Below are 22,458 nucleotides of genomic sequence, written 5' to 3' on the forward strand. Positions count from 1 at the left end.
CGGCCTCACCCAGGCCGACGCGGCCAACCGGATGGCCGGCTTCGTGCTGCTCGCCGTGGCGATGCGCCCGATGGGCGGCTGGCTGTCGGACCGCATCGGTCCGGTGCGAGTCCTGGCCGGCACGCTCGCCGTGGTGCTGACCGCGGCGTTCGTCCAGTCGGCGACCCCGTCGCTGGCACCGGTGGGCACGATCGCCTTCCTGTCGATGGCTGCCGCGCTGGGCGCGGGCAGCGGTGCGGTGTTCGCCCTGGTGGCCCTGATGGCCCCGGCGAACAAGGTCGGCTCGGTCACCGGCATCGTCGGCGCCGCCGGCGGCCTGGGCGGCTTCCTCCCGCCGCTCGTGATGGGCTCGCTGTACGGCGCGTACGGCTCGTACGCGATCGGCCTGGTGCTGTTGGCCCTGGTGGCCGGCGCCGCCCTGGCCTTCACCGGCACCGGCGTACGGCACGCGCTCACCCGCCGCACGCCCGCCGCCCACTCCCACTGACCGGATTCGGAGCCCTGTGATGTGCGAGTACTGCGGTTGCCAGGCCCTGGAGACCATCGACGAACTGACCCAGGAGCATGAGGAGGTCGTCCGCCTGATCAGCCACCTCCGCCCCGCCCACCAGGACGGTGACGTGGCCCGGATGGCGGAGGTCGCCCGGGAGATCGCGACCGTGCTCGGCCCGCACACCCGGGTCGAGGAGCACGGCCTGTTCCCCGCCCTGGCCGGGGAGTTCCCCGAGCAGATCGCCGCCCTGGAGGCCGAGCACCGCCGGATCGAGGCGGTGCTCACCGAGGCCGCCGACGGCGTCACGCCCGCGGATCCGGGCTGGCCGGAGCGGCTGATGGAGGCCATGGCGATGCTGCGCGACCACATCCTCAAGGAGCAGGACGGAGTCTTCCCGGCCGCGCTCGCGAACCTGAGCACCGAGCAGTGGGAAGCAGTGGAGGCCGAGCGCCTGAAGGCGGGCGGCACTCTGTCCCGGCCCGGCGTCTGAGGGTGGCATCCGTGTAGGTGCGGATCGTCGCGGCGCGCTTGCCGCCCCGCCCGGCCCGGCATCACCCCACGTCCATGCCCCGTACCCCCGCTCGTCCCGAGCGCGGGTACGGGGCAGTCCAGGCGCAGCCGCGGTTTCGCGGGGCCCGGGCGACCGCTCCCGCGCCAGGCTGCGTCCAACGGGAGGGACCCGCACTGTTCCTGGTGTGGCTGTTGACCCTCCGGGGGACCGCGGCCGTAGAGTCGGGTCCGGCCGGACCGATCACGACACGCACGGGCTTGCGTGCCCGGGAGCGGAGTGCCGCGGTGAGCACGGAGACCAGCCCGGAGCGGGCACAGGCGGGTATGGACGGTGATCTGGCGGAGGCGCTGGTGCGCAGCCGCCGCTTCTTCACCAAGGCGGAGGTCTCCGACGACCTCCGCACCCTGCACAAGGCCGGCGGCCGGCAGGCGGACGACTTCTACCGGGACCGCTGGTCGCACGACAAGGTGGTGCGCTCCACCCACGGCGTGAACTGCACCGGCTCCTGCTCGTGGAAGGTGTACGTCAAGGACGGCATCATCACCTGGGAGGCGCAGCAGACCGACTACCCCTCGGTGGGTCCGGACCGTCCCGAGTACGAGCCGCGCGGCTGCCCGCGCGGGGCGGCGTTCTCCTGGTACACCTACTCGCCGACCCGGGTGCGCTACCCGTATGTGCGTGGCGTGCTGCTGCAGATGTACCGCGAGGCCAAGGCGCGGCTCGGGGATCCGGTGGCGGCCTGGGCGGACATCGTCTCCGACCCGGAGCGCGCCCGCCGCTACAAGCGGGCGCGCGGCAAGGGCGGCCTGGTGCGGGCGAGTTGGGACGAGGCGGTGGAGATGGTGGCCGCCGCGCACGTGCACACGATCAAGGAGTACGGCCCCGACCGGCTGGCCGGGTTCTCGCCGATCCCGGCGATGTCGATGGTCTCGCACGCGGCCGGAGCCCGTTTCTACTCGCTGCTCGGCGGGGCGATGCTGTCGTTCTACGACTGGTACGCCGACCTGCCGGTGGCTTCGCCGCAGGTGTTCGGCGACCAGACCGACGTGCCGGAGTCGGGGGACTGGTGGGACGCCGGCTATCTGATCATGTGGGGCTCCAACCTGCCGGTGACCCGCACCCCGGATGCGCACTGGATGGCCGAGGCCCGCTACCGCGGCCAGAAGGTCGTCGCGGTCTCCCCGGACTACGCGGACAACGTGAAGTTCGCCGACGAGTGGCTGCCCGCCCAGCCGGGCACCGACGGCGCACTGGCGATGGCCATGGGGCATGTGATCCTCAAGGAGTTCTTCGTCGACCGGGAGACGGAGTACTTCAGGTCGTACGTGAAGCGGTACACCGATCTGCCCTTCCTGGTCACCCTCGACGAGAGCGAGGGCGGCGAGCCGGACACGTACACGCCGGGCAAGTTCCTGACCGCCGCCGACCTCGGCGGCGAGCCCGCCGCGACCGAGCACGCCGAGTTCAGGACCGTCCTGCTGGACGCGACGACCGGGCAGCCGGTGGTGCCCAACGGAACACTCGGCGACCGCTTCGGCGAATCCGGGGCCGGAAAGTGGAACCTGGACCTCGGCGACACGGACCCGCTGCTGACCGCCGAGGGAGGCGCCGAGGCCCCGGTCGCGGTCGAGCTGCCTCGCTTCGACGCACCGGACGGCAGCGCGGGCCGGCTGCGGCGCGGAGTGCCGGTGCGCCGGGTGGCCGGGCGGCTGGTGACCACCGTGTACGACCTGCTGCTGGCCCAGTACGGGGTGGCCCGCGACGGCCTGCCCGGCCGGTGGCCCACCTCGTACGACGACGCGGACCAGCCCTGCACCCCCGCCTGGCAGGCCGCGATCACCGGAGTGGACGCCGGTCGGGCGGCTCGCATCGCGCGGGAGTTCGCCGCCAACGCCGAGGAGTCCGGCGGCCGTTCGATGATCATCATGGGGGCGGGCACCAACCACTGGTTCCACTCCGACACCATCTACCGGGCCTTCCTGACCCTGACCACGCTCACCGGCTGCCAGGGCGTCAACGGCGGGGGCTGGGCGCACTACGTCGGCCAGGAGAAGGTCCGGCCCATCACCGGCTACTCGGCGATCGCGACCGCCGCCGACTGGAACCGGCCGGCCCGGCTGATGATCCAGACCGCCTACTGGTACCTGCACAGCGACCAGTTCCGCTATGACCCGTTCTCGGCCGACACCCTCGCCGCGCCGGGGCAGGGAAGCCCGTTCGCCGGGAAGACCACCGCCGATGTGATCGCCCAGTCGGCGCGGATGGGCTGGATGCCCTCGTACCCGACCTTCGACCGCAACCCGCTGAACCTGGCCGACGAGGCCGACGCCGCGGGCCGCCCCGTCGCCGACCATGTCGTGGACGAACTCAAGGCCGGGCGGCTGCGGTTCGCCGGGGAGGACCCGGACGCACCGGAGAACTTCCCGCGGGTGCTGACCGTGTGGCGGGCCAATCTGCTCGGCTCCTCGGCCAAGGGCAACGAGTACTTCCTCAAGCACCTGCTCGGTACCGACTCCTCCGTCCGCGCCACCGAGGCGCCGCCGGAGGCACGGCCCAAGGACGTGGTGTGGCGGGACGAGGCACCGGCCGGCAAGCTCGACCTGCTGCTGACCCTGGACTTCCGCATGACCAGCACGACCGTCTTCTCCGACGTCGTGCTGCCGGCCGCGACCTGGTACGAGAAGCACGACCTGTCCAGCACCGACATGCACCCCTTCGTGCACGCCTTCAACCCGGCGATCTCCCCGCCCTGGCAGACCCGCACCGACTGGGACGCCTTTCACACCCTCGCCAAGGAGTTCAGCCGCCAGGCCGCCGCGCATCTCGGTGTCCGCAAGGACGTGGTCGCCGCGCCGCTGCTGCACGACACGCCGGACGAGATGGCCAACCCGCGAGGGAAGGTGCAGGACTGGAAGGCGGGCGAGTGCGACCCGGTGCCCGGCCGCACCATGCCGAAACTCGTCACCGTCGAGCGCGACTTCGGGGCGGTGGCGGAGAAGATGGCCGCGCTCGGCCCGCTGCTCGACACCCTCGGTGCCACCACCAAGGGCATCACCTTCAAGGTCGACCGCGAGCTGGAGTACCTGCGGCACAAGAACGGCACGGTGCGCGGCGGAGCGGCCGACGGACGGCCCTCGATCGCACGCGACGTACACGCCTGCGAGGCGATCCTCGCCCTGTCCGGCACCACCAACGGGCACCTCGCCACCCAGGGATTCCACACCCTGGAGGCCCGCACCGGCACGCAACTGGCAGACCTGGCCGCCGAGCACGAGGGCAAGCAGATCACCTTCGCCGACACCCAGGCCGCCCCCGTGCCGGTCATCACCTCACCCGAGTGGTCCGGCTCGGAGACCGGCGGCCGCCGCTACTCCCCGTTCACCGTCAACGTCGAGCGCCTCAAGCCCTGGCACACCCTCACCGGCCGCCAGCACTTCTACCTCGACCACGACTGGATCACCGCACTCGGCGAGCAACTCCCCATCTACCGGCCACCGTTGAACATGCACGCCCTGTTCGACGAGCCCCGCATCGGCGAGAGTGGCGAACTCGGCGTGACGGTCCGCTACCTGACCCCGCACAACAAGTGGTCCATCCACTCCGAGTACCAGGACAACCTGTTCATGCTCTCCCTCTCCCGGGGCGGCCCGACGATCTGGATGAGCACCCAGGACGCGGCGAAGATCGACGTGCACGACAACGACTGGATCGAGGCCGTCAACCGCAACGGCGTGGTCGCCGCCCGCGCGGTCGTCTCGCACCGCATGCCCGAGGGCACCGTCTACATGCACCACGCCCAGGACCGGCTCATCGACGTGCCCCGCACCGAGACCACCGGTCGGCGCGGCGGCATCCACAACTCCCTGACCCGCCTGCTGATCAAACCCAGCCACCTCATCGGCGGCTACGCCCAGCTGTCGTACGCCTTCAACTACCTCGGCCCCACCGGCAACCAGCGCGACGAAGTCACGGTCGTCCGCCGTCGTTCCTCGCAGGACGTGGAGTACTGACATGCGTGTCATGGCCCAGATGGCGATGGTGATGAACCTCGACAAGTGCATCGGCTGCCACACCTGCTCGGTCACCTGCAAACAGGCGTGGACCAACCGCACCGGAGTCGAGTACGTCTGGTTCAACAACGTCGAAACCCGCCCCGGCCAGGGGTATCCGCGCCGCTACGAGGACCAGGACACCTGGCAGGGCGGCTGGGAACTGAACAAGCGCGGCCGACTCGCGCTGAAGGCCGGCGGCCGGTTCAAGAAGCTGATCCAGATCTTCTCCAACCCCAGGCTCCCGGCGCTCGACGACTACTACGAACCCTGGACGTACGACTACGAGACCCTGACCAACGCCCCGCTCCAGGAACACACCCCGGTCGCCCGGCCCAAGTCCCTGATCACGGGCAAGGACATGAAGATCTCCTGGTCGGCGAACTGGGACGACGACCTCGGCGGCTCGCCCGACCACGGCGACAAGGACGTCCTGCTCAACCAGGTCTCCGAGAAGATCAAGTTCGAGTTCGAGCAGACCTTCATGTTCTACCTGCCGCGCATCTGCGAGCACTGCCTCAACCCGTCCTGTGCCGCCTCCTGCCCCTCCGGCGCCATCTACAAGCGGGAGGAGGACGGCATCGTCCTGGTCGACCAGGACCGCTGCCGCGGCTGGCGGATGTGTGTGACCGGATGCCCGTACAAGAAGGTCTACTTCAACCACCGCACCGGCAAGGCCGAGAAGTGCACCTTCTGCTTTCCGCGCGTCGAGGTCGGCCTGCCCACCGTCTGCTCCGAGACCTGCGTCGGCCGGCTGCGCTACATCGGCCTGATCCTCTACGACGCCGACAAGGTCCTGGAAGCCGCCTCCACTCCCGACGACACCGGCCTGTACGAGGCCCAGCGGCAGGTCTTCCTCGACCCCCACGCCCCGCAGGTGATCGCCGAAGCGGAGAAGGCGGGCATCCCGCGGGACTGGATCGAGGCCGCCCGGCGTTCGCCGATCCACGCCCTGATCAACACCTACAAGGTGGCCCTGCCGCTGCACCCGGAGTACCGGACGATGCCCATGGTCTGGTACATCCCGCCGCTGTCCCCGGTGGTCGACGCCGTGCGCGACAGCGGTCACGACGCCGAGGACCACGGCAACCTCTTCGCCGCCGTCGACGCCCTGCGCATCCCCGTCGACTACCTCGCCCAGCTCTTCACCGCCGGCGACCCGGCACCCGTCGACGCGGTACTGCGCCGCCTGGCCGCGATGCGCTCGTACATGCGCGACATCAACCTCGGCCGCGAACCCGACGACGCCATCCCCGAGGCGGTCGGGATGACCGGCGAGCAGGTCTACGACATGTACCGGCTGCTGGCCCTGGCCAAGTACGACGAGCGGTACGTCATCCCGCCCGCCCACGCCGAACAGGCGCACAAACTCGAGGAGTTGGCCACCGAGTGCAGCCTCGACTACGAGGGCGGCCCCGGCATGGGCGGCTCCGGCCCCTTCGGCGAGACCTCCGGCGGCGCCGCCCCCATCGCGGTGGAGAACTTCCACGCCCTGCGTGACCGTCAGACCTCCGACACCCCTGCCACGCCCAGCGACAAGGCCACCCGCGTGAACCTCCTCAACTGGGACGGCAAAAGCTCCCCGCCCGGCCTGTTCCCGGACAGACCGTCCGGCAGCGGCGCCGGTGGCGACAAGGGCGGGGAGGTCGAACCGAAGCCATGAAAAGGAAGACCACGCGCACCGCCCGCGCCGAGCTTTGGCGGCCCTTCGCCTGGCAGGCCCAGTCCCTGCTGCTCGCCTACCCCGACGATCAGCTCCCGTCCCGCCGTGCCCTGGCCGCCCGGGCCGCCGACGCACTTCCCGGCCCGGTCGCCCGGCCCCTGCTCCGCTTCACCGCACACGCCGAGCAGACCGCCCCCGCCGACCTGGCCGCCGCCTACGTGGCCACCTTCGACCACCGCAAGCGCTGCTGCCCCTACCTGACCTACTACGGCCACGGCGACACTCGAAAGCGGGGTATCGCCCTGCTGAGTCTGAAACAGACCTACGCCGCGGCCGGATGGCGTCTCGCCGACGACGAACTGCCCGACCACCTCGCCGTCGTCCTCGAATTCGCCGCCGCCGACCCCGCCGCAGGGGCGCGCCTGCTCACCGAGCACCGCGCCGGCCTGGAACTCCTGCGCCTGGCCCTGAACGACGACGGCTCGCCCTGGGCGCACGTCCTGGACTCCGTCTCCGCCACCCTGCCCGCACTGGCCGGCGACGACCGCGAAGCCGTCATGCGCCTCGCCGCCCAGGGCCCGCCCGAGGAACAGGTCGGCCTGGACCCCTACGCGTCCCCCGTGTTCCTGCCCGACCCCGTCGTAGGAGGCCCTCGATGACCGCACCCGCGCGGCCCGTCACCCTGGCGGCCGAGACCGGCACCGGCGGCACCCTGCTGTGGGTCGCCCTGCCCTACGTCGTCCTCGCGGTGTTCGTCCTCGGCCACATCTGGCGCTACCGTTACGACAAGTTCGGCTGGACCACCCGCTCCTCCCAGCTGTACGAAAGCCGGCTGCTGCGCATCGGCAGCCCGCTGTTCCACTTCGGCATCCTCGTCGTCCTGATCGGCCACATCGGTGGCCTGGTCATCCCCAAGAGCTGGACCGAGGCGGTCGGGATCAGCGAGGACACCTATCACGTCGGCGCAGTCGTGCTCGGCACCATCGCCGGCGTCGCCACGATCGGCGGGCTGGCCATCCTGATCTACCGGCGCCGCACCATCGGCCCGGTGTTCTCCGCCACCACCCGCAACGACAAGGCGATGTACGTCTCCCTGACGGTGACCATCGTGCTCGGCCTGTCCGCCACCGTGGCCGCGAACATCGTCGGCGGCGGATACGACTACCGCGAGACCATCTCCCCCTGGTTCCGCTCCATCTTCTATCTTCAGCCCGACCCCGCCCTGATGACCGAAGCCCCGGTGCTGTTCCAGCTCCACGCGATCAGCGCCCTGCTGCTGTTCGCGGCCTGGCCCTTCACCCGGCTCGTCCACATGCTCACCGCACCGCTGGGCTACTTGACCCGCCCCTACATCGTCTACCGCAGCCGCGACACCCGACTCGGCGCCCGGGCTCCGCGCCGGGGCTGGGAACGCACGGGGTCATGAGCGTCCGGCTGCTGCCAGGGCGAGGCAGGGGGCGGCGGTGACCCGGTAGGCTTCCCGGCGTGCGCCTGTTCACAGGCGCACGCCGGGAATGCAGGGACGCGAATCGGAGGAACCGGCGTTGCACGTCCAGGAATGGCTCGACACGGTGCCCGCGGTCGCCGTCTACGCCCTCGTGGGAATCGTCATCGGTCTGGAGAGCCTGGGCATCCCGCTGCCCGGCGAGATCATCCTGGTGTCGGCCGCCCTGATGTCCTCGCAGCACGCGGGCATCGACCCCGTGATCCTCGGCGCGTGCGCCAGCGTCGGCGCGATCGTCGGCGACTCCATCGGCTACGCCATCGGCCGCAAGGGCGGGCGGCCGCTGCTGGCCTGGCTCGGCAAGAAGTTCCCCAAGCACTTCAGCGAGGGGCACATCGCCACGGCCGAGCGGTCCTTCGAGAAGTGGGGCATGTGGGCCGTGTTCTTCGGCCGCTTCGTCGCCCTGCTGCGGATCTTCGCCGGCCCGCTCGCGGGTGTGCTGCGGATGCCGTACTGGAAGTTCCTGATCGCCAACGTGCTCGGCGGGATCGTGTGGGCGGGCGGCACGACGGCCGTCATCTACTACGTCGGGATCGTCGCCGAGTCCTGGCTGAAGCGCTTCTCGTGGCTGGGGCTGGTGGCGGCGGTGCTGGTGGGTCTCACGTCGATGCTGGTGCTCAAGCGCAAGGCGAAGAACGCGACGGCTCAGAAGCAGGCGGCCGAACCCGAGCCGGAACCCGTCCCGGCCGCCGACTGACCCTCAGTCCTCATGCACTTCACTGTGGGCCTTCGCCAGGTCCGCGTACAGCGTGCCGTTCAGCGTGACCCCCTGACGCTCCTCTTGAGTCAACTCCCGCTTGACCTTCGCCGGGACGCCCGCGACGAGTGAGCCGGGGGGCACCTGCATCCCCTGCGGCACCAGCGCCTGCGCGGCCACCAACGAGCCCGCCCCGATCACCGCGCCGTTGAGCACCGTCGCGCCCATGCCGACCAGACAGTCGTCCCCGACCGTCGCCCCGTGCACCACGGCGTTGTGACCCACGGACACCCGCTCGCCGATCGTGACCGGGAAGCCGGGATCGGCGTGCAGCGTGCAGTTGTCCTGGATGTTGCTCTGCGCGCCCACGGAGATCCGCTCGACGTCGCCGCGCAGCACCGCGCCGTACCAGACACTCGCCCCGGCCTCCAGGGTCACGTCCCCGATCACCGAGGCCGTGGGCGCCACGAACGCCTCCTCGTTCACCTTCGGTTCCCTGCCGCCGATGCCCGTGATCAACGCCTTGTGCGTCATCGCCCTCTCCTCCTCGTCGGTACAGCGGCACCGTACGCCACCTGGTGGGGCGAAGATCACAGCCCCTCGCTCTCATGGGGTCCCGTCACGCTGAGTACGGTGAGCGGGTGCCCAAGCGCAAGAACACGTTCTCATCATGGCCGCGCGGCCTCGCGCAGCGGGCCGTGCACGCGGGCTGGGCCTGGGTGCAGCGCACCGGCTCCGTCACCGCCGCCCACCCGGGACGGTTCCGCTTCGGCGCGCTCGGCACGGGTACCCGGCTGGCCTTCCCGCTCGGCACGGTCTTCGGCGAACCCTGGATCCACCTCGGGGCGCACTGCATCGTCGGCGAACAGGTCACGCTGACCGCCGGTCTGATGCCCGACCTGGACCTCGGCCCGGACCCGATCCTGCGCATAGGGGACGGAGTCGTCCTCGGCCGCGGCAGCCACGTCATCGCCGACACGACGGTCACCATCGGCAGCGACTGCTACTTCGGGCCGTACGTGTACGTGACGTCCACGAACCACTCGTACGACGACCCGCACGAGCCCATCGGCAAGCAGTGGCCCCGCATGGAGCCGGTGGAGATCGGGCCGGGGTGCTGGATCGGCACCGGGGCGGTGATCCTGCCCGGCGCGCGGATCGGGCGGAACGTGGTCGTCGCCGCCGGGGCCGTGGTCCGCGGCGCGGTGCCCGACCATGCCGTCGTGGCGGGGGCGCCCGCCCGGGTCGTACGGCGCTGGACTCCCGACGACGGCTGGCAGCCGCCGCTGCGGACCCCGGCGCCGGTACCGATCCCCGACGGGGTCACTCCGGAGCAGCTGCGCAGGCTGGCGGACCTGGACGAGGAGACGGCGGCGAAGCTCGCCGGGCTGGACTGACTCAGCCCGTCGCAAGGAGCAGCGTGCCCACCAGGGCCAGGCCCGCTCCCGCCGCCTGGACCGCCCGCAGCCGTTCGCTGAGGAAACCGCGCGCGGCCACGGCGGTCACCACCGGGTACAGCGAGGCGAGGACCGCGGCCACGGTGACCGGGCCGTGCTGGGCGGCGACCGAGTACGTGCCGTTCGCCGCGACGTCCGCGAGGCCGACGAAGGCGAGTGCCGGCAGGGAGGCCCAGGGGAACCCGCCCGTCGGCAGGGCCTGGCCGCCCCGCCGCACGGAGACGTACAGGGCGGCGCCGCCCACGGCCACGTTGGTCACCCGCTGCACGAACAGTGCGAGGAACAGGCCGGTGACAGTCGTCGACGCCTGAGCGATCAGCGCGAACACCGTGCCGAAGCCGAGGGCGGCGACGAGGGTGAGGAGGATGGTCCGACGCTGCACGGGTGCGCCCCGCAGTTGCGGTCCGCCCGCGAGGACGACACCGGCCACGGCGACCGCGATGCCCGCGACCTGCATGATTCCCGGGCGTTCGCCGAGGAGCAGGAGGCCCACGCCGACGGGGACGGCCACGCTCAGGGTGGCAAGCGGCGAGACGACGCCCATCGGGCCGAGCGCGAGCGCCTTGTAGAAGCAGAGCAGGGCGACAGGCCCCACCACACCGGCGGCGACCGCGAACCAGAGACGCGGACCGGCCTCGGTCCAGCCGCCGGTGGCCACGACGACCACGCCGAGCACGGCCGCCGCGATCGTCTGCGAGACGACCACCACCGTCAGCGCCGGGGTGCGTCGGGTCAGCAGTCCGCCGCCGAAGTCGGCCAGCCCCCACAACAGGCTGGTGGCCAGGGCGAAGAATGCTGTCACGGGGGGCCTCGCAGTACAGTTCGGTGAACGATTGGGTGCACCCACAACGTAGTTCAGTGAACTGAACTCTGTCATCCATAATATTGGACTAGATGTTGGACGGAATGTGTCGGACCTCGACCTGCTGACCCAGTCCCTGGCGCGCAACGTCAAGCACTGGCGCGCGGTGCGCGGCTTCACCCTCGACGTGCTCGCCGCCCGGGCCGGAGTCAGCCGCGGCATGCTCATCCAGATCGAGCAGTCCCGCACCAACCCCAGCCTCGGCACGGTCGTCAAGATCGGCGACGCGCTGGGGATCAGCATCACCACCCTGCTCGACTACGAACAGGGGCCGAAGGTCCGGGTCGTCCCTGCCGACCAGGCCGTACGGCTGTGGCACACCGATGCCGGCAGCTACAACCTCCTCCTTGCCGGAACCGAGGCCCCCGGCCCGCTGGAGCTGTGGGAGTGGCAGCTGATGCCGGGCGAGAACAGCTCCTCCGACCCGCACCCCACCGGCACCGCCGAGCTGGTCCACGTCACCGAGGGCGAGCTGGCGCTCACCGTGGACGGAGTGGAGTACCGCGTCCCGGCGGGCGCGACGGCCTCTTTCGAGGCCAACACCCCGCACACGTACGGCAATCAGGGTGACGTTCCGATGCGGATGCTGATGGCCGTCTCCGTCCCGCCCGTGCACTGAGACGGCCCGGGCGGCTTTGTTAGCGTGCGGTCATGGACGCACCCATGGGTCACTTCGACCGCGCCACCCCCGCCCCCGACTGCCTCGACGAGCTGACCCGCCCGGTGGCGGACGCCGTACGCCACTGGAAGGGCAGCGTCCCCGCCGAGCAGATCGTCTACGTCGACACCGACCCGCAGTGGGCCGACACCGCCGTCTTCGTGGAGCACTACGGGCGAGAGCTGCTGGAGCAGTCGGCGAACTGCGTGGTCGTGGCGGGCAAGCGCGGCGGCGAGAGCACCCTGGCCGCGTGCGTTGTGCTCTCCACCACCCGGGTCGACGTCAACGGCGTCGTCCGCCGCCAACTCGGCGCCCGCAAGGCCTCGTTCGCCTCGATGGACCTGGCGACGGGGGAGACCGGCATGGAGTACGGCGGCATCACCCCGATCGGACTGCCCGGCTCCTGGCCGGTGCTGGTGGACTCGGCCGTCGTCGACCTGCCGTACGTGTTGGTGGGCAGCGGACGGCGGCGCGGGAAGCTGCTGGTGCCCGGGAAGGCGTTCGCGGAGCTGCCCGGTGCGGTGGTGCTGGAGGGGTTGGGGGTGGCCTGAGCGTCCGAGGTCAGGCCACGGTGTGGTGGGCGAGGGCGTGGTGCGGATCCGCCTCGCCCGGCACCGGCGCCGGGTCGGCGTGTACCAGGGCCGCGGTGAGGCGCGGAACGGCGTGCAGCAGGGCGTGTTCGGCGTCCACGGCGATGCCGTGTGCCTGGCGTACCGTCGCCTCGCCGTCCACCACGACCGCCACCTCGGCGCGCAGCCGGTGCCCGATCCAGCGCAGCCGCAACTCGCCCACCTCGCGCACCCCTTCGACCTCCCGCAGCGCCTGCTCGGCCCGGTCCACGAGGGCCGGGTCGACGGCGTCCATCACCCGCCGGAACACCTCGCGTGCCGCGTCCCGCAGCACCAGCGTGATGGCGACGGTGATGGCCAGCCCCACGATCGGGTCGGCCGGTTGCCAGCCGAGGGCCGAGCCGCCCGCGCCCAGCAGCACGGCCAGCGACGTGAATCCGTCCGTACGGGCGTGCAGTCCGTCGGCGACCAGCGCGGCCGAGCCGATGTCACGGCCGACCCGGATCCGGTAACGGGCCACCCACTCGTTCCCCGCGAATCCGACCAGCGCGGCCACCGCGACCGCCGGTACGTGGTGGACAGGGCGCGGATCGAGCAGCCGGTCCATCGCCGCCCATCCCGCGAAGGCCGCGGACGCGGCGATCGTCAGCACGATCACGATGCCCGCGAGATCCTCGGCACGGCCGTAGCCGTACGTGAAGCGTCGCGTCGCCGCGCGCCGGCCCAGCACGAACGCGATCCCCAGCGGTACGGCGGTCAGCGCGTCCGCGGTGTTGTGCACCGTGTCGCCGAGCAGCGCGACCGACCCGGAGACGGCCACCACGAAGGCCTGCGCCAGAGCCGTCGCCCCCAGCACCGCCAGTGAGATCCACAGGGCGCGCATGCCGCGGGCCGAGGACTCCAGGGCGGAGTCGAGTTTGTCGGCCGTCTCGTGGGAGTGGGGGGTGAGGAGGTGGGTGAGGCGGTGCCGTGTGCCGGAGGGGGAGTGGTGGTGATGGGCTCCGTGGTCGTGCCCGTGTTCATGGTGGTGCCGGTCGTTCAGGTGGATCCCCTTCCGGTGTGAGGAGTGGACGAGCGACGCCCACGACGCCATTATGTGCGTATGAGCGCACGCATGCACCTGTCACCTGCGAACGATGCGCACCCGCGCACCCCGGGCGAGGAACAGTTCGCGCTCGCCGCCGAACTGCTCGCCCTCCTCGGTGACCGCACCCGGCTCACCCTGCTGCACGCGCTGACCGCGGGGGAGGCCGATGTCACGACGCTCACGGAGGCGTGCGGGGCGGCGCGGCCCGCCGTCAGTCAGCATCTGGCGCGGCTGCGGCTGGCCGGGCTGGTGAACACGCGCAAGGAGGGCCGTCGGGTGATCTACTCCCTGCGCGACGGCCATCTGCGCCGGGTGGTGGACGAGGCGCTGAACGTGGCGGACCACCGGCTCAGCGACCGGCCGCTGCACGACTGACGGGCGCGGCCGAGCCGGGTCAGTAGGCGGTGGCCGTCCCGAGGTACTGCTCGGCGAAGGCCGCCGCGGCGGCGGGTGAGGTGAACAGGCGGCGGAGCCGGGCGAAGGTGGTGCCCGCTCGGTACGCGTCGCCGGACGAGGTGCCGTGGTACACCTCGGAGAGCCACTGGGAGAACTCCTGGTAGTCCCACACGCGCCGCAGACACGCCTCCGAGTAGCCGTCCAGGCCGCTCTCCTCGCCCTTCGTCAGGTAGCCGACGAGGGCGTCGCCGAGGAGGAAGGCGTCGTGCAGGGCGAGGTTCATGCCCTTCGCGGCGATGGGGGCGGTCAGGTGGGCGGCGTCCCCGGCGAGGAAGAGCCGGCCGAACACCATGGGTTCGACCACGTAGCTGTGCATGTCCAGGACGCGCTTCTCGATCAGCCGCCCCTCGGTGAGCGGGCCGAGGCCCGTGGCCGCGAGCTGCTCCTGCAGCTGTGACCAGACGCGTTCGTGCGACCAGTTCTCGGGGTCGTCGCCCGGCGGGCACTCCAGGTAGTAGCGGGTCACCTCGGGGCTGCGGGCCATGTGGCCGGCGAAGCCGTCCGGATGGATGCCGAACACGACGCAGTCGTTGGACGGAGGCGCCTCGGCGAGCAGCGCCAGCCAGCCGATGCCGTAGTCGTGCCGGGAGATGTGCGCCTGCCCCGGCAGCGCCGTGCGGGTCACCCCGCGCCCACCGTCGCAGCCGGCGACGAAGTCGCACTCGACGACCTCCCGCTCGCCGCTCTCCGCGGAGAGGTACGACACCGAGGGACGGTCCGTGTCGAGGTCGTGCAGTCGGACGTCCTGGACGCCGAACCGCGCCTGACCGCCCCGCACGTCGGCGTACTCGCGCACCAGGTCCGTCACCAGCAACGGCTGCGGATAGATGAAGTGGTGAGTCCCCGTCAGCTCCACGTACGAGAACCGGAAGCGCTCACCCCCGAACCGGAACTCGCACTCGGAGTGCAACTGCGCCCGCTCCAGCAGCGTGTCCGCCAGACCGCGCTGCTGGAGGCCGCGCACCGCCCACTCCTCGATGACGCCCGCCCGGGGCCGCTGCTCGATGAACTCGCGCGTCTCCGTCTCCAGGACCAGGCAGTCGACGCCGGCGGCCCGCAGGATGTTGCCGACGGTGAGCCCGGCGGGCCCGGCGCCCACGACGACGACCGGAAAGTGCTGCGGGGCAAGGGAGTCGGGGCGGAGGGCGGTGGATGTCACCCGAACATTATGTCGAGGCCCGGGCGCGGCGGGGAGTGGGCGGCGCGGCGCCCCGGCGCGCGGAGGTCCCTTCCGCGGATCGTCCATGACCAGGAGAAAGTCGTTCCCGGAGAGGTCTCAAGAACTCCGGACGCAGCGGAAACCCGCGTGACCACTGGAGCTGTCCGGTGTGTTGGCACTCCGGGCGGCCACGCGGTAGCGGTTGCAGTAGGACGCGTGGCACATGTGCGAGCCGCCGCGGATGACGCGAGAGGTGGGCTCGGCGCTCCACCGGTCGGCGCACCACTCCCAGACGTTGCCGGACATGTTGTACAGCCCGAAGCCGTTGGGTTCGAAGGCATCGACGGGTGCGGTGCCGCGGTAGCCGTCGGCGGCGGTGTTCTTGGTGGGGAAGGTGCCGCGCCAGATGTTGCAGCGGGGGACGCCGCCGGGGTCGAGTTCGTCGCCCCAGGGGTAGCGCTTCTGTTCCAGGCCGCCCCGGGCGGCGTACTCCCACTCGGCCTCCGTGGGCAGCCGCTTGCCCGCCCAGGCCGCGTAGGCCGCCGCGTCGTGCCAGGACACGTGCACCACCGGATGGTCGCCCCGGCCCGCCACCGTGCTGCCGGGGCCCTCCGGCCGGTTCCAGGCGGCACCCTCGACCCCGCACCACCAGGGGGCGTGCTCGGGCCGTGGGGCACCGCGCCGCAGGGCACCGGGCAGGAAACCCGCGAAGACGTACGACCAGCCGAGACGTTCGGCGTCGGTGACGTGGCCGGTGTCGGAGACGAACTCGGCGAAACGGTCGTTGGTGACCGCGTACGCGTCGATACGGAAGGCGTCGATCCGCACCGCCCGCACCGGCCCCTCGCCGTCGCCCGGGAACCCCTCGGCGTCCTCGGTCCCCATCAGGAACTCGCCGCCGGGCAGCAGCACCATGCCCTCCGAGGAACCCCCCGACCCGCTGGGTGCCGCTGGAGCGAGCCGCACGGGCTCCGCCGGGCTGCCTGACGACGGCATGCAGCAGGGGGCCGGCGACGGGGAGTCGTGCATGGGCTGGTCCTCGGGTGCGGGTGCGGCTGGAACGGGCCCCTCCTGTCTACGTCACGATGCTGTGTGCCGAGGACCGGCACAGGCCGACGAGCGCACCGTCAGCCCAGGCGGGGGATCTCGATCGCCGGGCAGCGGTCCATCACCATCTCCAGTCCCGCGGCCCGGGCGCGGTCGTACGCCGCCTCGTCGATGACCCCGAGCTGGAACCAGACCGCCCGCGCGCCCTTCGCCACCGCCTCGTCGGCGACCGCCCCGGCGAGATCGCTGTTGACGAACACGTCGACGACGTCGACCTCGAAGGGGATCGCTTCCAGGGAGGGGTATCCCTTTTCACCGTGCACGGTCTCCGCCTTGGGGTGCACCGGCACGACCCGTTTGCCGTAGCGCTGGAGCACGTCGGCCACGCCGTACGCGGCGCGCCGCCGGTTCGACGACAGGCCGACCACGGCCCAGGTGTCGCCGAGCCCGGTGAGGATCTTGCGGACCGTTTCCTCGTCGCCGTACACCGTGGGTCTCCTCGGGGTTCGCGAAAGCACTGACATCTCGCACAACAGTGGCCCGCAACCGGGGATTCCCCGCCGTGATAGCTTGCCGAGGCCAGTCGAACCCATGGACGTGGGTCAGGGAATCCGGTGCGAATCCGGAGCTGACGCGCAGCGGTGAGGGTGACGGGCGGGGCCTCGGCCACTGGACGACTCGAGTGTCGTCCGGGAAGGCGCCCCGACCGGATGATCCCGAGTCCGAAGACCTGCTGGCAGCCCTCGCGGTGACGTACGGCGGGGGAGCACCGTACGACCGGGCTCCGCGTTCGAGCCCTCGACGACCGAGGACCAACTCCCGTGCACATGGCACGTCTTGCCCGTCCCTCCGTGCTGCTCGCCGCCGGATCCCTGCTCCTCGCAGGCTGCGGCGACGCCGGCACGTCCGCTGCGACGGCTGCCGTCAGCCTCGACAACTGCGGCCGTACGGTACGCATCGAGGCCCCGCCCGAGCGGGCCGTCTCCCTCAACCAGGGCACCACGGAGATCATGCTCTCCCTCGGGCTCGCCGACCGTATGGCGGGTACGGCGACCTGGACCGACCCCGTGATGAAGGGGCTGGAGAAGGCGAACGCGAAGGTGGAGCGGATCGCCGACAACAACCCCTCCTTCGAACGGGTCCTGGAGGCCGAACCGGATTTCGTCGCCGCCTCCTTCGTCTCCACGCTGGGCAAGGGCGGTGTCGCCACCCGCGACCAGTTCGAGAAACTCGGTGTGCCCACGTACGTCTCACCCTCCGACTGTGCGGGCAAGGACAACTCCGGCGACGGGGACGGCGCCCGGGCCGAGCCCCTGACCGCCGACACCGTCTACGGCGAAGTCCGCGACCTGGCGGCCGTGTTCGGGGTGAAGGAAAGGGGAGAGCAGCTCGTCGGACGGCTCAAGGCGCGGATGGAGAAGGCCACTTCGGGCATGGACGCCTCCGATGTGACCCTCCTGTACTGGTTCGCCAACTCCGAGTCGCCCTACATGGCAGGCTGTTGCGGCGCCCCCGGCGTCATCACCCGGGCTCTCGGCGCGAAGAACGTCTTCGACGACACGCACGACGAATGGCCGCAGATCAACTGGGAGACGGTCGCCGACCGCGACCCCGACGTCCTCGTCATCGGCGATCTGACCCGCAAGTCGCAGACCGCCGAGTCGGCCGAGAAGAAGATCGCCTTCCTGGAGTCCGACCCGGTCACCAGGAACATGACCGCCGTCCGGCACAAACGGTACGTCCTGCTCAGCGGGCAGGCCATGAACCCGACGATCCGCACGATCGAGGGCGTGGAGCAGGTCGCGGCGGGGCTGCGCGAGTTCGGGCTCGTGAAGTGACCGTCCGGGCGGTCCTGCTCGGTGCGGCCGGGGCGGTCCTGCTGTGCTGCTCCCTCGCCGTCGCCATCACCATCGGCCCGGCCGACCTCGAGGTCGCCGACGTGTGGTCCGTCGTCGCGGCCCATCTCGGCCTAGGTACCTCGGAGTTGACGCCCATCCGGGACGGCATCGTGTGGCAGCTCCGGCTGCCCCGCACGCTCCTGGCGGCCGTGTGCGGCGCCGGACTCGCCGTGTGCGGCGCGGTGATGCAGTCGCTGCTGCGCAACCCGCTCGCCGACCCGTTCGTCCTAGGGGTGTCCTCGGGCGCCTCGACCGGGGCCGTACTGGTGGTCGTGCTGGGCGTCGGCGGGGGTGCGGTGTCCGTACCGGCGGGCGCGTTCCTGGGCGCCCTGGTGTCGTTCGCGCTGGTGCTGTTCCTCAGCCACACCCTCGGCGGGGGCACCGACCGGGTCGTCCTCGCGGGCGTCGCCGCCATGCAGCTCTTCTCCGCGCTGACCTCGTTCGTCGTGATGACCGCGGCCGACGCCGAGACCACCCGCGGCGTACTGTTCTGGCTCCTCGGCTCGCTCGGCGGGGCGGGCTGGGCCGACGTCCGGGTGTGCTTCGCCGCACTGGCCGTGGCACTGGTGGTCTGCCTGTCGTACGCCCGCACCCTCGACGCCTTCGCCTTCGGGCAGGACGCGGCCGCCGCCCTCGGGGTGTCGGTGGCCCGCACCCGTCTGGTGCTGCTGTGCGTCACGGCCCTGCTCACGTCCGCGCTGGTCAGCTCCGCCGGAGCCGTCGGCTTCGTCGGCCTGGTGCTGCCGCACGCCGCCCGTGCCCTGGTCGGCCCGGGCCACGCCCGGCTGCTGCCGGTCACCGCCCTGGCCGGGGCGGTCTTCCTGGTGTGGGTCGACACGCTGGCCCGCACGGTCCTCGACCCGCAGGAGGTGCCGGTGGGCGTCGTGACGTCCCTGATCGGCGTGCCGGCCTTCGTGGCGGTGCTGTACCGGACGCGGAGGGTGCGGTGAGTGAAGCCCTGCGTACGGGGTCCGACGCGCCCGCCTCCGCTGCCACAGGCCTGCGCGCCGACCGCGTGAGCCGCCGTGCCGACGGCCGTCTCATCCTCGACGGCGTCACCCTCGCCCCCGAGCAGGGCTCCACCGTCGGCCTCCTCGGCCCCAACGGCTCCGGCAAGTCCACGCTGCTGCGGTTGCTGGCCGGCCTGCTCGGCCCGAGCGCCGGCGTCATCACGCTCGACGGCACTCCGCTGCCCGGGCTGCCGCGCCGCGAGGTCGCCCGGCGCCTCGCCGTGGTCGAGCAACAGGCGGACACCCAGGTCGAGTTGACGGTCCTGGACGTCGTACGGCTCGGACGTGTCCCGCACCGGCGCGCCTGGACGCCCGCCTCCGCGCACGACGAGCGGGCGGTGCGGGCAGCGCTGGAACGCGCCGGGCTCACCGACCGCGCCGACCAGCCCTGGCACACCCTGTCGGGCGGTGAACGCCAGCGGGTCCAGATCGCCCGCGCGCTCGCCCAGGAACCCCGCGAGCTCCTCCTGGACGAACCCACCAACCACCTCGACATCCACCACCAGCTCGACCTCCTCGCCCTGGTCACCGCCCTCCCGGTCACCACCGTCGTCGCCCTGCACGACCTCAACCTCGCGGCGATGTACTGCGACCGGGTGGTCGTCCTGCACACGGGCCGGGTCGTGGCGGGCGGCGCACCGGGTGACGTCCTGACCGAGCGGCTGATTGCCGAGGTGTACGGCGTACGGGCCGCCGTGACCAGGGAGGGGCCGGGGAAACGGCCCCATGTGCGGTTTCTCGGCACGCTGGCCTGAACGCGTGTTCGGGCCGACGGTGGCGCGGTCCTCTCCGCACGCCTACGCTCACCCCGTGCTGCGCATCATCGACGCCCGAACCGGCGAGCCCGTCGAGGCCGCTCCCGCCCGCCGGGGTCTGACCCGTGTCCAGGCCCATGCGGTGGGCTACGACACCACCGACCTGCGCGTGCTGCTGGTCGCCGACGTCCTGGTCCGGGCCCTGGAACTCGGCGGCACGCCCGTCTGGGCGCTGCTGACCGGGGAGCGGCAGCAGGCGGAACTGCGGGCGGCCGCCACGACCCTCGGCATCAGACCCTTCGAGGACAGCCGGGACGTCTCGGCGGGACTGGGGGAAGCCCAGGTCATCCATGTGGTGGCCGACAGCGGGCCCGCCCCCGACGGCGTCCGCATGGCCGTCGCCCCCGTGGACCAGGAGGCCGCCGCGATCTTGGAGGGTGCCGAGCCCGCCGTCGTACGCCTGGCGCTGCTCTCGACGCACCGGAGCGAGCCCGTGCGGCTCGACGCGGAGGCGCTGCAGGCGGCCCGCGAGACCCTCGCACGGTGGCGCCGGGCCGTCGCCGACTGGGCGCGCAGGCCGTCGCGGGCGATCCCCGAGGAGGCGCGCGGAGAACTCCGTACCGCATGGGAGGACGACCTGGACGTCCGCGGGGTGCTCCGGGTCCTCGGGTGGGTGGAGACCTCCGACCTGCCGGAAGGCGCCCGCTTCGAGACGTACGCCTATGCCGACCGGCTGCTCGGTCTCGAACTCACCCGTGACGTGGGATCGGTGGCATGATCGCGCGGGCGGGAGCGGGCCCGCTGCGGCACCTGGTCGTCCTGCGGCACGCCAAGTCCGCCTGGCCGGACGGTGTCCCCGACCACGAACGCCCCCTCGCCCCGCGCGGCCGCCGGGACGCGCCGGCCGCGGGCCGGGCCCTCGCCGAGGCCGACCTGCTGCCGGACCTCGCCGTGTGCTCCACCGCCGTACGCGCCCGGCAGACCTGGGAGCTGGCCTCCGCGCAGTGGGGCACACCGCCGCCGGTGCGGCTCGACGCGCGGGTGTACGCGGCGGACGTACCCGACCTGCTGGCCGTCGTGCACGAGGTCCCCGCCGAGGTCGACACGCTGCTGCTGGTCGGGCACAACCCCGGGCTGGAGGAACTGGTCCTCGACCTCGCCGGGGACGGCCTCGACGGCGCGCTGGACGAGGTCCGGCTGAAGTTCCCCACCTCGGCGATCGCCGTACTCGCCTGGCGCGGCACCACCTGGCAGGACCTGACCCCGGGCACGGCCCTGCTGACGGACGTGATCGTCGCGCGCGGCAGGAAGAAGTGACGGTGAGCGGGCCGGCGGCGAGTGCAGGGGCTCCGCATAGGGTGGCCTGATGCAGGACGAGTACCGCACAGTCGCCCGCGCGGGCGTCCACGAGACCGAGGCCAACCGCTCCCGCTTCCTGTGCGCCCTCGCCCCGGCGGCCACTGAGCAGGAGGCCCAGGCCTTCGTCGCCGGCATCCGGAAGCAGTACGCGGATGCCACGCACAACTGCTTCGCGTACGTCATCGGCGCGGACGCCGCGATCCAGAAGGCGAGCGACGACGGCGAACCCGGCGGCACCGCGGGCGTCCCCATGCTCCAGATGCTGCTGCGCCGCGACATGCGGTACGTCGTCGCCGTCGTCACCCGCTACTACGGCGGCGTCAAGCTCGGCGCGGGCGGCCTCATCCGGGCGTACGGCGGAGCGGTCGGCGAGGCCCTGGACGCCCTCGGCACGATCACCCGCCGACGCTTCCGGCTGGCCACGGTGACGGTCGACCACCAGCGCGCCGGCAAGGTCCAGAACGACCTGCGCGCGACGGGCCGCGAGGTACGCGACGTGCGCTACGACGAGGCGGTGACGATCGACATCGGCCTGCCGGACGCCGACGTCGAGACCTTCCGGGCGTGGCTCGCGGACGCGACCGCGGGGACGGCCGGGTTCGAGCTGGGCGGGGAGGCGTACGGGGACGCGTGAGGCGCGCAGGGAGGTCGGTCGGGACGCGCCGCCGACACCCGGGCCCGCACAGGCTCGACGAGCACGTTCGTCGTGAGGGAAGCGGGAGTTGCGCATGCTTGCGTCCTGGTACGACCGACAGGGGCCGGCCGCCGAAGCGCTGCCCCCGTGGGTGAACTCCCCGACCCGCAGCCCGGGTCCGGAGAGTTGCGCGTGCGCGTCCGTGTCTCCGGGGTGAATCCCCGGGAACACGAAGAAGCGACGCGCCCGGTTCGGTTCGGTTCGGCGATGCCCTTCCCCCCGGGTGATTCCGCACAGTGACGCGTCCGGGGTCGTCGACGCCGTCGGCTGGGATCTCGCCTGCTATGAGAACGCACGCCACCACTTCCTGGCCTTGCCGCCGGTCGCCGCCGTGGTCCGTGGAACACAGAGCCGGCCTCGGAGGCCAGGTCCCCGCATCCGAGGCGGTGCAGACGATTCCTCCACGGCCCGGGCGGCGGGGAAGGCTCGGACGGCGGTTGCCGGCCTGGCAACCTGCCTGGGGCGATGTGGCGTCGGGTGCTGTGTGCGCCTGTGGGGGTATCGGCGGGCGCCAGGATCAGACGCGCGTG

General features: G+C 71.9%; 23 protein-coding genes, 1 pseudogene and 1 riboswitch. Of the genes and pseudogenes, 18 read left to right on the forward strand and 6 right to left on the reverse strand.

The window, feature by feature from the left end:
* The 7 genes from ADK57_RS20840 to ADK57_RS20870 all read left to right on the forward strand — a co-directional run.
* The coding region (locus ADK57_RS20840) for an MFS transporter (protein ID WP_159050113.1) at positions 1-487 on the forward strand (487 nt) is incomplete at its 5' end.
* Between the two features lie 19 nt (positions 488-506).
* On the forward strand, positions 507-983 hold the full coding sequence (locus ADK57_RS20845) for a hemerythrin domain-containing protein (protein WP_053751006.1): 477 nt from the start codon (positions 507-509) through the stop codon (positions 981-983).
* Between the two features lie 344 nt (positions 984-1,327).
* The gene (locus ADK57_RS20850; RefSeq protein ID WP_053751007.1) at positions 1,328-5,014 is read left to right on the forward strand and encodes a nitrate reductase subunit alpha; all 3,687 of its coding nucleotides are present in this window, start codon (positions 1,328-1,330) and stop codon (positions 5,012-5,014) included.
* A gap of 1 nt (position 5,015) precedes the next feature.
* Complete coding sequence (gene narH / locus ADK57_RS20855) at positions 5,016-6,716, forward strand: nitrate reductase subunit beta (RefSeq protein WP_053751008.1); 1,701 nt, start codon at positions 5,016-5,018, stop codon at positions 6,714-6,716.
* A complete protein-coding gene (gene narJ / locus ADK57_RS20860; RefSeq protein WP_053751009.1) occupies positions 6,713-7,375 on the forward strand; it encodes a nitrate reductase molybdenum cofactor assembly chaperone in 663 nt (220 codons plus the stop codon). Before narH ends, narJ begins: the two co-directional genes overlap by 4 nt.
* Positions 7,372-8,142 (forward strand): respiratory nitrate reductase subunit gamma, encoded by a 771-nt coding sequence (gene narI / locus ADK57_RS20865; RefSeq protein ID WP_053751010.1) that lies wholly within the window; start codon positions 7,372-7,374, stop codon positions 8,140-8,142. Before narJ ends, narI begins: the two co-directional genes overlap by 4 nt.
* Positions 8,143-8,260: 118 nt before the next feature.
* Entirely contained in the window at positions 8,261-8,917 is a 657-nt protein-coding gene (locus ADK57_RS20870) for a DedA family protein (protein WP_053751011.1), read from the forward strand.
* 3 nt (positions 8,918-8,920) lie between these two features.
* Here the strand turns inward: ADK57_RS20870 and ADK57_RS20875 are convergent, their stop codons facing one another.
* The gene (locus tag ADK57_RS20875) at positions 8,921-9,451 is read right to left on the reverse strand and encodes a gamma carbonic anhydrase family protein (RefSeq protein WP_053751012.1); all 531 of its coding nucleotides are present in this window, start codon (positions 9,449-9,451) and stop codon (positions 8,921-8,923) included.
* A 107-nt stretch (positions 9,452-9,558) separates the two neighbouring features.
* On the opposite strand from ADK57_RS20875, the gene ADK57_RS20880 reads away from it, so the two are divergent.
* A complete protein-coding gene (locus tag ADK57_RS20880; RefSeq protein WP_053751013.1) occupies positions 9,559-10,314 on the forward strand; it encodes an acyltransferase in 756 nt (251 codons plus the stop codon).
* Between the two features lies 1 nt (position 10,315).
* On the opposite strand, the gene ADK57_RS20885 is transcribed toward ADK57_RS20880, so the two are convergent.
* Positions 10,316-11,176 carry a DMT family transporter gene (locus ADK57_RS20885; RefSeq protein ID WP_053751014.1) on the reverse strand — a complete coding sequence of 287 codons (861 nt, stop codon included), beginning with the start codon at positions 11,174-11,176 and terminating at the stop codon, positions 10,316-10,318.
* 106 nt (positions 11,177-11,282) lie between these two features.
* On the opposite strand from ADK57_RS20885, the gene ADK57_RS20890 reads away from it, so the two are divergent.
* Both ADK57_RS20890 and ADK57_RS20895 read left to right on the forward strand, forming a co-directional pair.
* Complete coding sequence (locus ADK57_RS20890) at positions 11,283-11,855, forward strand: helix-turn-helix domain-containing protein (protein ID WP_053751015.1); 573 nt, start codon at positions 11,283-11,285, stop codon at positions 11,853-11,855.
* A gap of 32 nt (positions 11,856-11,887) precedes the next feature.
* Complete coding sequence (locus ADK57_RS20895; protein ID WP_053751016.1) at positions 11,888-12,445, forward strand: YbaK/EbsC family protein; 558 nt, start codon at positions 11,888-11,890, stop codon at positions 12,443-12,445.
* A 10-nt stretch (positions 12,446-12,455) separates the two neighbouring features.
* Here ADK57_RS20895 and ADK57_RS20900 read toward each other — a convergent pair whose 3' ends face one another.
* Positions 12,456-13,505 (reverse strand): cation diffusion facilitator family transporter, encoded by a 1,050-nt coding sequence (locus tag ADK57_RS20900; protein WP_053751254.1) that lies wholly within the window; start codon positions 13,503-13,505, stop codon positions 12,456-12,458.
* 60 nt (positions 13,506-13,565) lie between these two features.
* Between ADK57_RS20900 and ADK57_RS20905 the strand changes: the two genes are divergently transcribed.
* Positions 13,566-13,925, forward strand: a complete 360-nt coding sequence (locus ADK57_RS20905) for an ArsR/SmtB family transcription factor (protein WP_053751017.1) — start codon at positions 13,566-13,568, stop codon at positions 13,923-13,925.
* A gap of 19 nt (positions 13,926-13,944) precedes the next feature.
* Here ADK57_RS20905 and ADK57_RS20910 read toward each other — a convergent pair whose 3' ends face one another.
* The 3 genes from ADK57_RS20910 to ADK57_RS20920 form a co-directional block, all read right to left on the reverse strand.
* Positions 13,945-15,165 (reverse strand): 4-hydroxybenzoate 3-monooxygenase, encoded by a 1,221-nt coding sequence (locus ADK57_RS20910; RefSeq protein WP_053751018.1) that lies wholly within the window; start codon positions 15,163-15,165, stop codon positions 13,945-13,947.
* A gap of 117 nt (positions 15,166-15,282) precedes the next feature.
* Positions 15,283-16,194 carry a formylglycine-generating enzyme family protein gene (locus tag ADK57_RS20915; protein WP_078973246.1) on the reverse strand — a complete coding sequence of 304 codons (912 nt, stop codon included), beginning with the start codon at positions 16,192-16,194 and terminating at the stop codon, positions 15,283-15,285.
* A 98-nt stretch (positions 16,195-16,292) separates the two neighbouring features.
* A complete protein-coding gene (locus tag ADK57_RS20920) occupies positions 16,293-16,700 on the reverse strand; it encodes a CoA-binding protein (RefSeq protein WP_053751019.1) in 408 nt (135 codons plus the stop codon).
* A gap of 75 nt (positions 16,701-16,775) precedes the next feature.
* Positions 16,776-16,965: riboswitch (cobalamin riboswitch) on the forward strand.
* A 74-nt stretch (positions 16,966-17,039) separates the two neighbouring features.
* On the opposite strand from ADK57_RS20920, the gene ADK57_RS20925 reads away from it, so the two are divergent.
* The 7 genes and pseudogenes from ADK57_RS20925 to ADK57_RS51320 form a co-directional block, all read left to right on the forward strand.
* On the forward strand, positions 17,040-18,050 hold the full coding sequence (locus ADK57_RS20925; protein WP_053751256.1) for an ABC transporter substrate-binding protein: 1,011 nt from the start codon (positions 17,040-17,042) through the stop codon (positions 18,048-18,050).
* Complete coding sequence (locus ADK57_RS20930; protein ID WP_053751020.1) at positions 18,047-19,060, forward strand: FecCD family ABC transporter permease; 1,014 nt, start codon at positions 18,047-18,049, stop codon at positions 19,058-19,060. The genes ADK57_RS20925 and ADK57_RS20930 overlap by 4 nt, the downstream gene beginning before the upstream one ends.
* Entirely contained in the window at positions 19,057-19,875 is an 819-nt protein-coding gene (locus ADK57_RS20935) for an ABC transporter ATP-binding protein (RefSeq protein WP_053751021.1), read from the forward strand. The genes ADK57_RS20930 and ADK57_RS20935 overlap by 4 nt, the downstream gene beginning before the upstream one ends.
* Positions 19,876-19,930: 55 nt before the next feature.
* Positions 19,931-20,653, forward strand: coding sequence for a hypothetical protein (locus ADK57_RS20940; RefSeq protein WP_199830641.1), 723 nt, complete (start codon positions 19,931-19,933; stop codon positions 20,651-20,653).
* Positions 20,650-21,192 carry a SixA phosphatase family protein gene (locus ADK57_RS20945; protein WP_053751023.1) on the forward strand — a complete coding sequence of 181 codons (543 nt, stop codon included), beginning with the start codon at positions 20,650-20,652 and terminating at the stop codon, positions 21,190-21,192. The genes ADK57_RS20940 and ADK57_RS20945 overlap by 4 nt, the downstream gene beginning before the upstream one ends.
* Positions 21,193-21,241: 49 nt before the next feature.
* Positions 21,242-21,868, forward strand: coding sequence for a YigZ family protein (locus ADK57_RS20950; protein WP_053751024.1), 627 nt, complete (start codon positions 21,242-21,244; stop codon positions 21,866-21,868).
* 94 nt (positions 21,869-21,962) lie between these two features.
* Positions 21,963-22,196: pseudogene (locus ADK57_RS51320) on the forward strand (NADPH:quinone reductase); the annotation flags it as partial.
* Positions 22,197-22,458 lie beyond the last annotated feature (262 nt).

Origin of the sequence: Streptomyces sp. MMG1533 (assembly GCF_001279775.1) — a bacterium.
Taxonomy (GTDB): Bacteria; Actinomycetota; Actinomycetes; order Streptomycetales; family Streptomycetaceae; genus Streptomyces.

Coding starts and splice junctions, on each gene's coding strand:
- ADK57_RS20845 (WP_053751006.1), top strand. CDS start 507: ATGTGCGAGTACTGCGGTTGCCAGGCCCTGGAGACCATCGACGAACTG.
- ADK57_RS20850 (WP_053751007.1), top strand. CDS start 1,328: ATGGACGGTGATCTGGCGGAGGCGCTGGTGCGCAGCCGCCGCTTCTTC.
- narH (WP_053751008.1), top strand. CDS start 5,016: ATGCGTGTCATGGCCCAGATGGCGATGGTGATGAACCTCGACAAGTGC.
- narJ (WP_053751009.1), top strand. CDS start 6,713: ATGAAAAGGAAGACCACGCGCACCGCCCGCGCCGAGCTTTGGCGGCCC.
- narI (WP_053751010.1), top strand. CDS start 7,372: ATGACCGCACCCGCGCGGCCCGTCACCCTGGCGGCCGAGACCGGCACC.
- ADK57_RS20875 (WP_053751012.1), bottom strand. CDS start 9,451: ATGACGCACAAGGCGTTGATCACGGGCATCGGCGGCAGGGAACCGAAG.
- ADK57_RS20895 (WP_053751016.1), top strand. CDS start 11,888: ATGGACGCACCCATGGGTCACTTCGACCGCGCCACCCCCGCCCCCGAC.
- ADK57_RS20905 (WP_053751017.1), top strand. CDS start 13,566: ATGAGCGCACGCATGCACCTGTCACCTGCGAACGATGCGCACCCGCGC.
- ADK57_RS20915 (WP_078973246.1), bottom strand. CDS start 16,194: ATGCACGACTCCCCGTCGCCGGCCCCCTGCTGCATGCCGTCGTCAGGC.
- ADK57_RS20925 (WP_053751256.1), top strand. CDS start 17,040: ATGGCACGTCTTGCCCGTCCCTCCGTGCTGCTCGCCGCCGGATCCCTG.
- ADK57_RS20945 (WP_053751023.1), top strand. CDS start 20,650: ATGATCGCGCGGGCGGGAGCGGGCCCGCTGCGGCACCTGGTCGTCCTG.
- ADK57_RS20950 (WP_053751024.1), top strand. CDS start 21,242: ATGCAGGACGAGTACCGCACAGTCGCCCGCGCGGGCGTCCACGAGACC.